Genomic DNA, 13,704 nt, shown 5'->3' with positions numbered 1-13,704 from the left:
ACCATTTTCCAGCGCCGGACGGGGCGAAGGAACGTTCCGAATCTGACCCGGCAGTTAACCAAGAGGTGTTGAATATGATTATTATCAAGACGAAAGAACAAATTGCCAAAATGCACGAAGCGGGCAAAATATTGGCGGCCTGCCACAAAGAGATCGCGAAAATGATCCGTCCGGGCATCACGACGATGGAGATCGATCGCTTTGTGGAGCGTTTTTTGAAGGAGCATCACGCGACACCGGAGCAAAAAGGCTATATGGGCTATCCTTACGCGACATGCGCTTCCGTCAACGATGTCATCTGCCACGGCTTTCCGAGCGAGACCGAGCTGAAGGACGGGGATATCGTCACCATTGATATGGTCGTGAATCTGAACGGCTGGCTGGCCGATTCGGCCTGGTCCTACGCGGTGGGCAATATCTCGGACGAGGCCGCCCATCTGCTGAAGACGACGGAAGAGTCGCTGTACAAGGGCATCGAGCAAGCGGTCATCGGCAACCGCCTCGGCGATATCGCGCATGCGATTCAGACATTGGCCGAGGCCGAAGGCTTCTCGGTCGTGCGTGAATTCGTCGGCCACGGGATCGGGCAGGATATGCACGAGGAGCCGCAGGTGCTCCATTACGGGCCGGCCGGCAAGGGCATGCGCCTGAAGGAAGGCATGGTGATCACGATCGAGCCGATGCTGAATACCGGAGTCTGGCAGAGCAAGCGCGATCCGGACGGCTGGACGGCAAGAACGAAGGATGGCGGCTTGTCCGCGCAGTATGAGCATACGCTCGCGATTACGGCCGACGGCCCGCTTATTTTGACGAAGCAAGACTAAATTGAGAGGCACAGGTGCACGAACATGCATCCTGTGCCTTTTCTTTTGTGCCCGGTCTCGGGCGTTGTTCGTTCGAGCGGCCCGGCGGCCCGCTGCTGGCTTGAACCGGATTTACGCCGGCAGCACTTCCCGAATCCGATCCAGCGCCCAATCCAGCTCTTCCTTCGTAATGACGAGCGGCGGGGCGAAGCGGATCGTATGCTCGTGGGTTTCCTTGGCGAGCAGGCCGACCTTCTGGAGCTGCTCGCAGTAAGGGCGGGCGGGCTCCGTCAGCTCGAGCCCGATCAGCAGGCCGCGGCCGCGCAATTCCTTGATGCGCGGCGATTGGAGCTTGGCGAGTCCGTCCATGAAGTAATCGCCAAGCTCCCGCGCCCGGTCGGCGAGCCGCTCGCGGACGAGCGTCTCCAGCGCGGCGTTGGCGACGGCGCAGCCGAGCGGATTGCCGCCGAAGGTGGAGCCGTGCGACCCGGGCGTGAACGTGCCGAGCACCTCGGCATCGCCCGCGACGGCGGATACCGGAATGACCCCGCCGCCGAGCGCCTTGCCGAGGATATACATATCCGGCACGATCTCTTCCCAGTCGCAGGCGAACATTTTGCCGGTGCGGCCGAGCCCGGTCTGGATCTCGTCGGCGACGAACAGGACGTTGTGCCGGCTGCACAACGCGCGGGCCGCCTGGAGGAAGCCCGGCTCCGGCACGATGATGCCGGCTTCGCCTTGAATCGGCTCCACCAGGAAGGCGGCCGTATTCGGGGTGATGGCCCGCTCCAGCGCGCCGATATCGCCGTACGGGATGAGCTTGAATCCCGGCGTGAACGGGCCGAAGCCAGCCTTGTATTCCTCCTCCGACGAGAAGGACGTGATCGTGACCGTCCGCCCGTGGAAGTTGCCGTCGCAGACGATGATCTCGGCCTGATTGTCCGGAATGCCCTTGCGCTCGTAGCCCCAGCGGCGCACCGCCTTGATGGCCGTCTCCACCGCCTCGGCCCCCGTATTCATCGGCAGAATCATCGCCTTGCGCGTCAGGTTGGAGAGGCGCTCGTAGAAGGGGCCGAGCTGATCGTTATGGAACGCTCTGGAGGTGAGCGTCACTTTGTCGGCCTGGTCCTTGAGCGCCTGGATAATGGCCGGGTGACGGTGGCCGTGGTTCAGGGCGGAGTAGGCGCTCAGCATATCCATATACCGGCGCCCCTCCGGATCCTCGACCCAGACGCCCTCGGCCTTCGAGATGACGATCGGCAGCGGATGATAGTTCCGTGCTCCGTATTGCTCCGTCTGGTCGATAATTCGCATCGATTGGTTCACTCTTGTCTCCTCCTTTTTTCCAAGTGCGGTCATTACAAAATTCGTTCGCCCAGCAGCGAGCCGATTAGGCCGATCGCCAAGCGGACCGTCCGCTTCTGGCTGTCCAGCGGCGGGCTGACCTCCACGAATTCGGCGGATGTGATCAGGCCGGATTCATACATCATTTCGAGCGCCAGATGCGCTTCGCGGTAGCTGACTCCGCCCGGAATCGGCGTCCCTGTGCCGGGAGCCTCGGCGGGATCGAGGCTGTCGATGTCGAAGCTGAGATGGACGCCGTCGGTTCCGTCGCCGAGGATGCGCAAGGCCTGCTCCATCACATAAGGCATCCCCTTGCGGTCGATATCATGCATCGTGAAGCAGGTAATGCCGGCTTGGCGGATGTACGCCCGCTCGCCCTCATCCAGCGATCTCGCCCCGATAATGACGACCTTCGCCGGATCGATGCGGGACGACTGCCGCCTGATCTGCATGAGCAGCGGATGGCCCTGTCCAAGATTGACGGCCAGCGACATGCCGTGAATATTGCCGCTCGGGCTCGTGTCCTCGGTATTCAGATCGCCGTGGGCGTCGAACCAGAGGACGCCAAGGTTGCGGTAATGCCTCGTCAGTCCTGCGATCGTGCCGATGGCGATGCTGTGATCGCCGCCGAGTATGAGCGGCAACCGGCCGCTGGCGGCGATGCCGGCAACGCGGTCGGCCAGCTCGCTGTTGAGAGCGGCGATTTCCTCCAGATGCTTCAGCTTCGTACCGGGCGCTTGCGTGCTTCCGGCAGCCGCGGCGGGAGGCAGGACGGCGCCCTCATCGGCCGTCTGCAAGCCCAACTGCGACAAATGGCGGACAAGCCCGGCCTCCATCAGCGCATCCGGTCCTTGCTCCGCTCCAGGCCGCGCGCCTCCCTTGCCGTAGGGAACGCGCAGCAATGCAATCAGATTACGGTCCATAAGCAGACTCCTCTCTCGGGAATGTAAGCGTTCACAATTTTATGAAGGAGGATTCAGGATGTAATGGAACAATCAGGTTTAAGCTCTATATATTACGGGAGCTTGGGAAGGAAGTTGCGGGCGGGATCCAGCGTCTTTCCTGGAAAAAGCTTAAAAATTAAGCATTTCGCCACGGGGATGGGTTGCTTTTATGCAGGTTTTTTATGCATAAATGCATAAAATCGGTTCGCTTTTCATTTAAAAGAGGGGCAGCGGATGCATGATGTGCATACCCGATGAATGGATTTGAATCGCGGTGCATCAATATGAACGAACAAGTTGTTGGAAAAATGATACTTTTTACAATACATTTACAATGGATTGATCTGATGAAAACATAACCCTTCTATGATTGTGGTATCCGGCTTGTTTGATTGCGTTTTGCCTGTATTGTTGCTTGGTTGCTTGAGGCAAGTCTGAACGAGGAGGAATCGCGATGGAGCGCATTGCAATCGATATGGATGAGGTGATGGCCGATACGGCCGGCACGCACCGGGAATGGTACAACCGGGATTATGGCGACGCGGTTACGGCCGCCGAGCTGCAGGGCAGGACGTTGGCGCAGGTCAGGCCCGGGCGGAAGCGGGAGATTGACAGTTATTTCGGGCGCGAGGATTTCTTCCGGCAGCTGAAGGTGATGGAACATAGCCAGGAGGTGATCCGCGAGCTGAGCCGCCATTATGAGATTTTCATCACGACCGCGGCGATGGAGGTTCCGGCCTCGTTCCGGGGCAAGTACGAGTGGCTGCGGGAGCATTTTGGCTTTTTGTCCGATATGAACTTCGTCTTCTGCGGGAACAAAAGCATCGTTCGCGCCGATTATATGATCGACGATAATGCGAATCAGCTCCGGCGCTTTCAGGGGCAAGGGATTCTTTTCTCCGCTCCGCACAATGCGGGGGAGCAGGGATTCGTGCGGGTGGATTCATGGCTGGATGCCGGGGCGTGGTTCATGGCAAAGCTGCGGGGCAACGAGGAAGCGGCCGCGGCGGGAGGCTTGCGATGCAGCGCGAACGCGTGACGCCGTTGGCGGAGCAGCGCCGGTCCGCGGCCGTGCTGGCGCATTGGCGCTTCCAGCCCGGACAGGTCGTATCCGGCTCGATTGAAGCGGGCGCGCTTATGCTCGCTGATCTGAGCGGCCGCGGGAATCGGCTGGAGTCCGTTGCGGTGAGGCCGGAACCGGACGCCGCTTCGCAGGAGCCGGAGGCGCAGCCAAGCCTGCCGCTGTCGTGGGCGGACGGCGGCCTCGTCTTCCGGAACGATGCCGCCCTCTCCGGTTGTTATTTCCGGACGGCGGCGGACGCGCCGATTAACCGGGAACGCTTCGAGCGGGGCTATACGATCGAGGCCATCGTCCATCTTCCTCGCCCGTTCCGGGAAGCGAAGCACAGCTGGATGGGAGTGCTCACCCGGCAGGGGCGCGGAGCCGATCTCGGCAGACGAGGGGAAAATGAACTGCTCGCCACTCTATCCGTCTCGAACTGCATGGAATATCAATGGGTCAACCATTCTTGGAGCCGGGCCGTACCGGCGACAAGCTGGTCGCGTTATTTAAAGGAAGAGGAGTGGCATCATGTCGTCATCGTCAACGATGCGGATCGGACGCTGCTGTATGTGAACGGCATTTGCGACTTCAACAGTCCGGCGCGAAACATTACCGGCATCGCCGCCATCGAGGGCAAGGGCTGGAATGTCGGGGCATCCGAATGGGGAGGGCGTCTCGACAAGCTGTTCTCCGGAACGATCCGGGAGATCCGCATTGCGGGCGAGCCGCTGGAACGGGGGGATTGGTTAATGGAGATCGAGCCGAAGCGGGTGTTGGAAGGCGCTAATGCTCCCTTTCCTTTACTTGAACGGGCGGAGAACTATCAGTTCGCTTTCGTCCCCGATCCGCAGAAGCTGGTCTATCTGAATCCCGAGATGTTCGAGGCGCAGACCGAGTGGCTCGCGAAGCACCAGGCCCGGGGCCGGATCGCCATGACGGCTCTGCTGGGGGATCTCGTCGACCATAGCGAAGCGGAGGAGGAATGGGAGCGGGCGTCGCGGGCCGTCGCCCTCCTGGATGAGGCGAATGTTCCGTACATGATGACCGCGGGCAATCACGATTATGATACGGCGGGGACCTATTGGCGGCATTTCGGGCCGGAGCGCTTCCTCCCGAAGCCTTATGTCCGGGGCTGCTCGCCTTCCGGGTACAGCTCGTACGCCGTCATCGCAGCGGGGAGCTATCATTACGGTTGGCTGATGGCGGATATGAAGCATCTGCGGCAGGATATGGCTTGGTGCAAGGAGATGCTGGAGCTGCATGGGACGCTGCCGACCGTTCTCGTCTCGCATGATATCCTGTATGCGGAACGGGATGAAGGCGGGCGGCGAATGGCCCGGGATTCGGAGAACGGAACGCTCATATGGAAGGAGCTGGTCTGGCCGTATCCCCAAGTCTTTATGACGGTGAACGGACACTATGACGGCACCGCGCATCGGATTCGGCATAATGCGAAGGGGCAGGAAGTCATCCAGCTGCTCATCAACTATCAGGACAGCTACCGCGGCGGCAACGGGTGGCTGAGGCTCGCGGAATTCGATGAGCGAGCGGGACGGATTACGTTCCGCACCTTTTCTCCATGGGTGGATCGCTTGGCCAGCCTGAACGGAGCCGAGAACCTGGCTTATCCGGATTACCGCTTGCTGACGGGGCCGTATGATTGCTTCTCCCTTCCGCTGCCATTTGAAGAACGCTTCGCGCTGCGGGAATAGAGGATGGAGGGCAACGATTGTTCAGGAAAAAAGAGGAGGGGCGATGCCGATGTCGCTTTTGGCGGAAGAACGCAAAGGGTATATTATCGAGCAGCTCGATGCGGTCGGGAAGGTGCGTGTCGTCTCGCTCGCTGAACGGCTGCATGTCTCGAATGAGACGATCCGCCGCGATCTGGCGGTGCTGGAGGAGGAAGGGCGGCTGCGCCGCGTGTACGGCGGGGCGGTCAAGGTGCAGTATGAGGAGGGCGAGCCTCCCTATCAGCAGCGGCAGGTCCTCAACCATGAAGCGAAGCAGGCGATTGGCCGCCGCGCCGCCGAACTGATTCAGGACGGGAATACCGTCTATATGGATACCGGCACGACGATTCATGAGCTGGCTCGGGCCGTGAAGGGCAAAAAGCGGGTGACCGTCATCACCAATTCCTTGGCGGTGGCCAGTCTGCTCCGCGAGTCGCTGACGCAGGGCTTGTTCAGCGGCCGGGTCATCATTCTCGGCGGGGAGATCTCGCCCGAGCAGCAGTCGGTGAGCGGACATCTATGCCAGGAGATGCTGCGCAATTTCTATGTGGACAAAGCCTTCATCTCCGTGGGCGGGATGTCGGCGGTAACCGGAATCAGCGACTATGACATGAATGATTCCGTCATCTCCCGGACGGTGACCGCGAACGCGAAGGAGGTCATCGTGCTGGCCGACTACAGCAAGATCGGCATTCAGGCCTTCTGCCATATCGCGCCGCTGGAGCAAATCGATGTGATTGTCTGCGATCAGGAGCATCCGGCGTCATGGACACAGGAGCTCGAGATCAAGGCCATTACGTGGATCGTAGCGAATGGCGGCAGGGAGCCGAAGAGCCGGACGTGAGTCCGGTTCTTGCTGACTGTCGACAACGTCCCGTCGGGCATGAAGCATGCTGCTCCCCGCATGAAAATTGCTGCACAGGCGCAGCATTTTTAACCTCAAGGGGCTAAAAATTGAGAAAATCCTGCAAAATTACATTATTTCGTCATTTTGAACGGTATTTCTGCCTTGCCGTAGGGTAAATGCTGTATTTTTGCAGCAATCCTATTTTTGCATCCTCGTCTCAATGAAAATGCTGCATTCTTGCAGTATTGGCGGGGCAGACGACTAGAGTGGCGGGGGAGATACTGCAGCTATAGTAGAGCAGATGACTGAGTGGCGGGGGAGATACTGCAGCTATAGTGGAGCAGATGACTGAGTGGCCGGAGATACTGCAACTATAGTGGAGTGGACGACTAGAGTGGCGGGGGAGATAGCAGCGATAGTGGAGCAGATGACTGAGTGGCGGGGGAGATACTGCAGCTATAGTGGAGTGGATGACTAGAGTGGCGGGGGATACTGCAGCTATAGTAGAGCAGATGACTGAGTGGCGGGAGATACTGCAGCTATAGTAGAGCAGACGACTAGAGTGGCGGGAGATACTGCAGCAATAGTGGAGTGGATGACTGAGTGGCGGGAGATACTGCAGCAATAGTGGAGCAGATGACTGAGTGGCGGGGGCTACTGCAGCAATAGTGGAGTGGATGACTAGAGTGGCGGGGGAGATACTGCAGCAATAGTGGGGCAGACGACTAGAGTGGCGGGGGAGATACTGCAGCAATAGTGGAGCAGATGACTGAGTGGCCGGGGAGATACTGCAGCAATAGTGGAGTGAATGACTAGAGTGGCGGGGGATACTGCAGCCATAGTGGAGTGGATGACCGGAGCTGCGGACGTGGGCGGGAACGATGGAAGAATATATAGCGATGTATGTGCGAACCTATCGGATCTTGAAGGGAGTTGCGGAGCGGCTGCGCGAGGACTCTTCCGAATCCGGATGGTTTGCGGGACATGCTTGCGGTGGGGATGAGGCTCTGGCCGAACAAGGGCTGTCTGACAAGGAACTGGTTCTCACGGAATGGAATGCGACCGCCTGTCAGGTACTTGATGATGATACCGTGTATAAGGCCGCCTATCTCGCCAAAACCATTGCCGATACTGTTGAAGAACCGGACGTGAGTCCGGTTCTTTTTTTTGCGCTGGCGATGAAAAATACCACAACAAACCACACGCACCTCCCGTTTCGCGTACCAACCCCCGCTTTCATCGCCCTCGCTTCCTGGGCACCGGAAAAGACCGGGCTTCAAAAAACGTTAATATCCCGTTCATCTCACGAAAACATTCACTCCTTATAGTGTACATATCACAACATCAGAAGGAATCAAAAGGAATCTGCAGCAAGCGTTGAAGTCGCCACCGCATCCGGCGCGAATCGGCCGCCCGCCGGTTCGCGCAGCAGATGAGAGAGGAGTCATATGCCGATGAGAGGAACACGCCTGCTCGTCACCGCCCATACCGGCTGTGGCGAAGCGCCTGCCAATACGTGGGCGTCGTTCATGGAAGCGGCGGCCACGGGAGCGGATGTCGCCGAGGTGGATATCCGCGTCACCTGCAAGGACGAGCCCGTGCTGCTCCATGATCATTCGCTCCTGCTGGAGTTGTACGATGCGAGAGAGCTGAACCGCATGCCGGCCAGAGGGAGGCTCGGACCGCCGCACCGCGAGCACGGACTGGTGCTGCTGGCCGATGTGCTGGAAGAGGCGAAGCGCCGCGGCCTGATGCTGAACCTCGATATCAAAAACGCGGAGAGCGTCAATCCGACCTTGCGGCTCGTCAAGCGGCTCCAAGCCGAGCGGCTTGTCTTCGTTACCGGCTGCACGGAAGGAATCGAGGCCGATGCCGAAGGGATTTCGCTGCTGCTGAATGCGCCGGAGAGCGCCGATGCGGCTGCAAATGGGACATCTGGGGCTGCGAATGCGAATGGCGCTGGGAATGATGCAGCGAATGCGGCTGCCGAAGAGGCATTCATCCGCTCCTTCTGCCAGCGGGCCAAGCGGGAAGGGTACCGTGGCGTCAATGTGCCCTATCAACGGTGCAGCCCCGGCCTCGTCGCCTCCGCGCATTCGCTCGGGCTTATCGTCTCGGTCTATACGGTCGATGACGCCGATGCGATGCGGAGCCTGATAGAGATGAAGGTGGACAGCATGACGACGAAGCGGCCGGAACAACTGCTCCGGTTGAGGAAGGTGGATGAGCGCCATGAAGGATAAGCGCATCGATGCGAAGGGAGGGCGATACGGATGCCACAGGAAGCGTCCGCGATGAAGGCGGCGGGGTGGAGCCGGCGGCATCGCTCCGGAACCGGCGAACGCTCGCGGTTATGGAAGCGGGTGGGCCGCCATTATCAGTTATATCTGCTGCTGCTGCCTTGCATCGCGTTCTTCATCATTTTTTCCTATATCCCGATGGCCGGGCTGGTGCTCGCGTTCAAGGAGTATCAATTCAACAAAGGAATTTTCGGCAGTCCCTGGACTGGGTTCACTTATTTCGAAATGTTCTTTCAGGATCCGCAGAGCCTCCAGTTAATCCGGAATACGCTCATTATTAGCGCGATGAAGGTGTTCCTGGCCATGCCGTTCCCGATTGTGCTCGCGCTGATGTTCAACGAAGTGAAGAACTCGCGGCTGCGCAATCTGTTTCAAGGAATCGCGTACCTGCCCCATTTCTTCTCCTGGGTCATCGTTATCGGCATGCTGCAGCGCATTCTCGCGCCGGATACCGGCCTGGTCAATCAGATCATTTCCTGGTTCGGCGGCGACGGAAGCACCTTTTTCCTGATGGAGGAAAAGGCCTTCTATCCCACGATGTTCTGGAGCTATATATGGAAGGATGTCGGCTGGAGCTCGATTATCTATTATGCCGCCATTGTGGGCATCAGCCCTTCGCTGTATGAAGCGGCGAAGATGGACGGGGCCAACAAATGGCGCCAGATCTGGCATATTACGCTCCCTGGCATCCGGCCGACGATTATCGTGCTCTTCATTTTGTCGCTGGGCAATATTTTGTCCGCCGGGTTCGACCAGATTTATCTGCTCAAGACGCCGGGCAATGTGAATGTCTCGGAAATTTTGGACACGTATATCATCTACATGGGGCTCGAGAGCGGCCAATTCGGCTTTGGCACGGCCATCGGCCTGATGCAGGGCCTTGTCGGCTTGATACTCGTCCTGACCGTGAACCGGGTAGCCAAGAAATGGTTCCAGTCATCGTTGTGGTAGGCCGGAGGGATGGAGATCCTGCCCGCAGCCGTTCACATATTCAAAACAGAGGAGAGGAAGTAGACATGAGAGTGAATCGAATGCAGCTCTGGTCCAAATTGACGGCATTGACGCTTGTATTTTCCATCCTGTTGACCGCATGCGCCGGGGGAAGCGATACGAAGTCCGGCCAGGAGGCGGGAACGGATGCGAATAACGCTGCCGCCGGCAAGCCAGCGACCTGGATTGCCGATCGCAAAATCAAAGGGCTCATCTTCATGGGCAGCGACGTCACCGAAGGGATGAACCCGGAGATTGCGAAGAAGCTCAAGGAAATGACCGGGATCGAGCTGGAGCTGCAGGCCGTCGGGCATGACGGATCGCAGAAGGCTTTGGCCGCCGGGCTGGCCGCGGGCGATCTGCCGGACTTCATCGGTTATTATCTGAACCATAGCGGACGGCCGGAGATGGAGATGATCAACAAGGCGGCGCGCGAGGAGATGTTCCACGATCTGACCCCGTTTTTGCAAAAGACGAAGATCTACAAAAAGTATACGGAAGAAGGCTACTTGCCGCTTGATACGCGGTATGGGGTGGTGTTCCGGCCGGAATTCGCCGGGGCCGCTTACTCGATGCATTTGAACATTCCGCGCGAGGGCGGTTATGAGGTGCGCCAATATGTGCCGGGCTCTTACATCCGCAAAGATATTGCCGATGCCCTCGGCGTCGATCCGCGCACGATTACGACCTCGGAGCAGCTCTATGAGCTGGCCAAGAAGATTAAAGACGGCCGCTTCAAAGACAAGAACGGCAAAGAAGTGTACCCGATCGGGCCAACGGTCTGGGGAGGAATCGATCGCGATGTGCTCTACAACGATCTGGTGTGGACCGGCTTCAACGGTGAAGGGTTCAATCGGGACAAGGACGGCAAGATTTTGCATGAGAGCCAGACCGAGTATGGAACGAAGCGCGTCGAATTCGTCCAGAAGCTCCTCCGCGAGAAGCTGATGCATCCCGAATATTATTCGATGGAAGAGAATCGCGCCAAAGAAGGCGTGCTCAACGATTCATTCGCCATCATCGGAGATATGCATAATTATGTCATCGAGAACAAGGACAATCGCTACATTCCGCTCGGACCATTGAATTCCGTCAATGGCCCTTATCAGATGAACTTGACTTTTAAGGGCGGTTACGGAGCCTGGTCGATCCCGAAGACGACGAAAAATCCGGAGGATATCGTGAAGCTGGCCGACTTCCTGGCGAGCCGCGAAGGCAAGCTGCTGTGGAAATACGGTGTGGAAGGCCGAGATTACGAGCTTGACGCGAAGGGCAACCCGGTGCCTAAGCAGGAGGTGCTCGATCTGCTGGACAAGGATCCGGTCCAGGCGAAGGAGCTTGGCTTTGCCGGCGTGGGCAATGACTGGGGCTGGTATCTCGGCGGCACGGATTTGAACGACCTGGCCGACTTCGGCGAGGCGAGCTATGGCGAATCCGCCAAGCCCGATATGAACAAGGGACCGTTGGAAATTGCGGACTACTGGCAATATGACGAGAAAAAGCAGCAGGCGAACATCAAGGACGGCTATGCGGCGCTGGCATTCATTGGCGAGTTCAGCAAAGGCACGCAGCTCACGATGGCGCTCGATAAATACAAAGAGAGCCTGATCCGCGCCTACTATGCCAAAGACATGACCGAAGCGCAGGCGATTCTGGACAGTGCGGCAGCGCTGCTCAAGACGGCGGGATTGGAAGAGTACATCAAGCTGCTGGAAGAGAAGGACAAGGATCCGAAGACGAAGCTGCTGTTCTAAGCGAACGCCAAGGGGAGGAGAGGGCCTGTCCGCGGGAGCGGAGGGGCTCTCCATCCATGGAAATAGAGGGAGGAACGAGGATGAGAAAGACGGCTGCGTTCGGGCGGCTTCTGACCGGGCTGAATTACGCCCTGCTCGGATTTTTGTGCCTGTCCATTATTTTGCCGACCTTGAACGTGCTGGCGCTGGCGTTGAACGTAGGGACGGATGCGGCGAAGGGCGGCATCTATTTTTGGCCGCGTCAATTCACGCTCGATAATTTCAAGGAAGTGTTCAGCCAATCCAACATCGTGAACGGCTTCGTCATCTCGGTATTCCGCACGATCGCCGGCACCTTCCTCAGCGTGCTGCTGACGGCGATGGCCGCCTACGCGCTCAAGAGCAAGTCGCTGCCCGGGCAGAAGCAGATCACCTTCTTCGTGTTCTTCACGATGCTGTTCAGCGGCGGGCTTATTCCTTACTATATCGTGCTGAAGGAGCTTCATCTGACGAACAGCATCTGGGTGTATATCGTGCCTGCGCTGTACAGCGTCTGGAACATGATGATAATGCGATCCTTCTTCCAGCAGGTCCCGGAAGGGCTGGAGGAGGCGGCGCGGATTGACGGCTGCGGCGATCTCGGCATCTTCTTCCGGATTATTTTGCCGACGAGCAAGCCGGTCATCGCCGCCATCTCGCTGTTCAATGCGGTCGGGCACTGGAATGACTGGTTCACGGGGACCTTCTATGTGCGCGATCCGAATTTGAAGCCGTTGTCGACGGTGCTGCAGGAGATGCTGACGAAGCAGCAGGCGTTGACGGAGACGCTGATGAATACGGCGGGATCGCTGCAGATGGATATGCTGGACAAAATGCAGGTGACCGGCACGTCTCTGAAAATGGCTACGATTATTATCGTCATTACGCCGATAGTCATTGTCTATCCGTTTCTGCAAAAATATTTCGCCAAGGGCGTCATGATTGGCTCCATGAAAGAGTAGCGATACAACGTCTTACCCGCTGCAATGCTTACGAACAGACAGGAGGCAGGCTGGATGAAGATTCGAAATCCATATGCACAAGAAGGGGTATGGCTGCGGGGAAGCTTCCACAACCATACGACGAACAGCGACGGGCATCACTCGTTGGCGACGGTATACCGGATGTATCATGATTATGACTTCCTGGGCATCTCCGATCATGATCGGATTACGCCGCATGCGGCCGACAGCCCCATTCCGACGCTGTTCGAGGCGATCGAGGTGAGCAGCCCGCAGGCGCATATGCTGCTGGTGCAGCCGCCGGAGACGCTGATGGAACCGTATTCGAATGAATTTACGATTGAAAATTACGGGCGTCTCTCGTCCCTCTGTCTGGAAAACGGCGGCATCTCGGTGCTGGTTCATCCGAACCGGTATTTTTCGCAATATTGGAAATTCGGAGATATGCTGCGGCTGCCCGCTTATACCGGCATCGAGATCATCAATGGCGACGGTCATCCTCAGTATGACATCGCCTTCGACAAATGGGACGCGCTGCTGTCCTCCGGCCGCCAAGTATGGGGCTTCGGCAATGACGATTTCCACGCGTACGGCCAGGAGCGGCGAGCGTGGAATATGGTGCGTGCCCGCGAGAACAGCCGCGAGGCGGTGCTGAACGCCATCCGTCAGGGCAGCTTCTACGTCTCCACCGGATACGGCTTCGAGTCGATCCGCGCCGAGGGGACGTCCATCGTCGCCGACTTATTGTCCGATGTTCATCTGGACGGCATGTACAAATATGCGACGGTCATCGGCAAGGACGGCCGCGTGCTTCATGAGCTGACGGGCCGCTTCAAGCAGGTCGTGTACGAGTGCACAGGGGACGAGCAGTATGTGCGTTTGGCCGTTTATTTGGAAGGGGGCTTCGGCGCGTTCTCGCAGCCGTTGTTCCTGAGCAAGGGGGAATGAG

12 protein-coding genes are annotated in these 13,704 nt (G+C 58.2%); 10 read left to right on the top strand and 2 right to left on the bottom strand.

Annotated elements, in window-relative coordinates:
• Nucleotides 1-74: 74 nt before the first annotated feature.
• Nucleotides 75-824 carry a type I methionyl aminopeptidase gene (map, locus tag L6439_RS22865; RefSeq protein ID WP_168178237.1) on the top strand — a complete coding sequence of 250 codons (750 nt, stop codon included), beginning with the start codon at nt 75-77 and terminating at the stop codon, nt 822-824.
• Nucleotides 825-935: 111 nt separating this feature from the next.
• Here the strand turns inward: map and L6439_RS22860 are convergent, their stop codons facing one another.
• Together L6439_RS22860 and rocF are read right to left on the bottom strand one after the other, a co-directional pair.
• Nucleotides 936-2,117, bottom strand: coding sequence for an ornithine--oxo-acid transaminase (locus L6439_RS22860; RefSeq protein WP_210429287.1), 1,182 nt, complete (start codon nt 2,115-2,117; stop codon nt 936-938).
• Between the two features lie 44 nt (nt 2,118-2,161).
• Entirely contained in the window at nt 2,162-3,070 is a 909-nt protein-coding gene (rocF, locus tag L6439_RS22855; protein WP_168178239.1) for an arginase, read from the bottom strand.
• A gap of 475 nt (nt 3,071-3,545) precedes the next feature.
• Here rocF and L6439_RS22850 point away from each other — a divergent pair, with 475 nt between their 5' ends.
• From L6439_RS22850 to L6439_RS22810, 9 genes are all read left to right on the top strand, one after another.
• Nucleotides 3,546-4,130, top strand: a complete 585-nt coding sequence (locus L6439_RS22850; protein ID WP_213471669.1) for a 5' nucleotidase, NT5C type — start codon at nt 3,546-3,548, stop codon at nt 4,128-4,130.
• Nucleotides 4,112-5,866 (top strand): LamG-like jellyroll fold domain-containing protein, encoded by a 1,755-nt coding sequence (locus tag L6439_RS22845; RefSeq protein WP_213471670.1) that lies wholly within the window; start codon nt 4,112-4,114, stop codon nt 5,864-5,866. The genes L6439_RS22850 and L6439_RS22845 overlap by 19 nt, the downstream gene beginning before the upstream one ends.
• A gap of 49 nt (nt 5,867-5,915) precedes the next feature.
• Entirely contained in the window at nt 5,916-6,728 is an 813-nt protein-coding gene (locus L6439_RS22840; RefSeq protein WP_168178242.1) for a DeoR/GlpR family DNA-binding transcription regulator, read from the top strand.
• Nucleotides 6,729-7,612: 884 nt separating this feature from the next.
• Nucleotides 7,613-8,059 (top strand): hypothetical protein, encoded by a 447-nt coding sequence (locus tag L6439_RS22835; protein ID WP_213471671.1) that lies wholly within the window; start codon nt 7,613-7,615, stop codon nt 8,057-8,059.
• A 126-nt stretch (nt 8,060-8,185) separates the two neighbouring features.
• Nucleotides 8,186-8,974, top strand: coding sequence for a glycerophosphodiester phosphodiesterase (locus L6439_RS22830; protein ID WP_213471672.1), 789 nt, complete (start codon nt 8,186-8,188; stop codon nt 8,972-8,974).
• Nucleotides 8,975-9,025: 51 nt separating this feature from the next.
• On the top strand, nt 9,026-9,982 hold the full coding sequence (locus tag L6439_RS22825; protein WP_213471710.1) for an ABC transporter permease: 957 nt from the start codon (nt 9,026-9,028) through the stop codon (nt 9,980-9,982).
• Nucleotides 9,983-10,047: 65 nt separating this feature from the next.
• The gene (locus tag L6439_RS22820) at nt 10,048-11,775 is read left to right on the top strand and encodes an extracellular solute-binding protein (RefSeq protein WP_172879042.1); all 1,728 of its coding nucleotides are present in this window, start codon (nt 10,048-10,050) and stop codon (nt 11,773-11,775) included.
• 80 nt (nt 11,776-11,855) lie between these two features.
• Nucleotides 11,856-12,755, top strand: a complete 900-nt coding sequence (locus tag L6439_RS22815; protein WP_213471673.1) for a carbohydrate ABC transporter permease — start codon at nt 11,856-11,858, stop codon at nt 12,753-12,755.
• A gap of 54 nt (nt 12,756-12,809) precedes the next feature.
• Nucleotides 12,810-13,703: a CehA/McbA family metallohydrolase domain-containing protein gene (locus L6439_RS22810; RefSeq protein WP_213471674.1), complete on the top strand. Its 894-nt coding sequence runs from the start codon at nt 12,810-12,812 to the stop codon at nt 13,701-13,703.
• Nucleotide 13,704: the final 1 nt, after the last annotated feature.

It is taken from the genome of Paenibacillus dendritiformis, assembly GCF_021654795.1.
In the GTDB taxonomy this organism is placed as follows: domain Bacteria; phylum Bacillota; class Bacilli; order Paenibacillales; family Paenibacillaceae; genus Paenibacillus_B.
Note: the sequence above shows the minus strand (reverse complement) of the source record. Positions and strands in the feature narration are given on the sequence as shown.

What these genes read in the sequence shown, in the direction of transcription:
- map (WP_168178237.1), top strand. Translation starts at nt 75, where the DNA reads ATGATTATTATCAAGACGAAAGAACAAATTGCCAAAATGCACGAAGCG.
- L6439_RS22860 (WP_210429287.1), bottom strand. Translation starts at nt 2,117, where the DNA reads ATGCGAATTATCGACCAGACGGAGCAATACGGAGCACGGAACTATCAT.
- rocF (WP_168178239.1), bottom strand. Translation starts at nt 3,070, where the DNA reads ATGGACCGTAATCTGATTGCATTGCTGCGCGTTCCCTACGGCAAGGGA.
- L6439_RS22850 (WP_213471669.1), top strand. Translation starts at nt 3,546, where the DNA reads ATGGAGCGCATTGCAATCGATATGGATGAGGTGATGGCCGATACGGCC.
- L6439_RS22845 (WP_213471670.1), top strand. Translation starts at nt 4,112, where the DNA reads ATGCAGCGCGAACGCGTGACGCCGTTGGCGGAGCAGCGCCGGTCCGCG.
- L6439_RS22840 (WP_168178242.1), top strand. Translation starts at nt 5,916, where the DNA reads ATGTCGCTTTTGGCGGAAGAACGCAAAGGGTATATTATCGAGCAGCTC.
- L6439_RS22835 (WP_213471671.1), top strand. Translation starts at nt 7,613, where the DNA reads ATGGAAGAATATATAGCGATGTATGTGCGAACCTATCGGATCTTGAAG.
- L6439_RS22830 (WP_213471672.1), top strand. Translation starts at nt 8,186, where the DNA reads ATGAGAGGAACACGCCTGCTCGTCACCGCCCATACCGGCTGTGGCGAA.
- L6439_RS22825 (WP_213471710.1), top strand. Translation starts at nt 9,026, where the DNA reads ATGAAGGCGGCGGGGTGGAGCCGGCGGCATCGCTCCGGAACCGGCGAA.
- L6439_RS22820 (WP_172879042.1), top strand. Translation starts at nt 10,048, where the DNA reads ATGAGAGTGAATCGAATGCAGCTCTGGTCCAAATTGACGGCATTGACG.
- L6439_RS22815 (WP_213471673.1), top strand. Translation starts at nt 11,856, where the DNA reads ATGAGAAAGACGGCTGCGTTCGGGCGGCTTCTGACCGGGCTGAATTAC.
- L6439_RS22810 (WP_213471674.1), top strand. Translation starts at nt 12,810, where the DNA reads ATGAAGATTCGAAATCCATATGCACAAGAAGGGGTATGGCTGCGGGGA.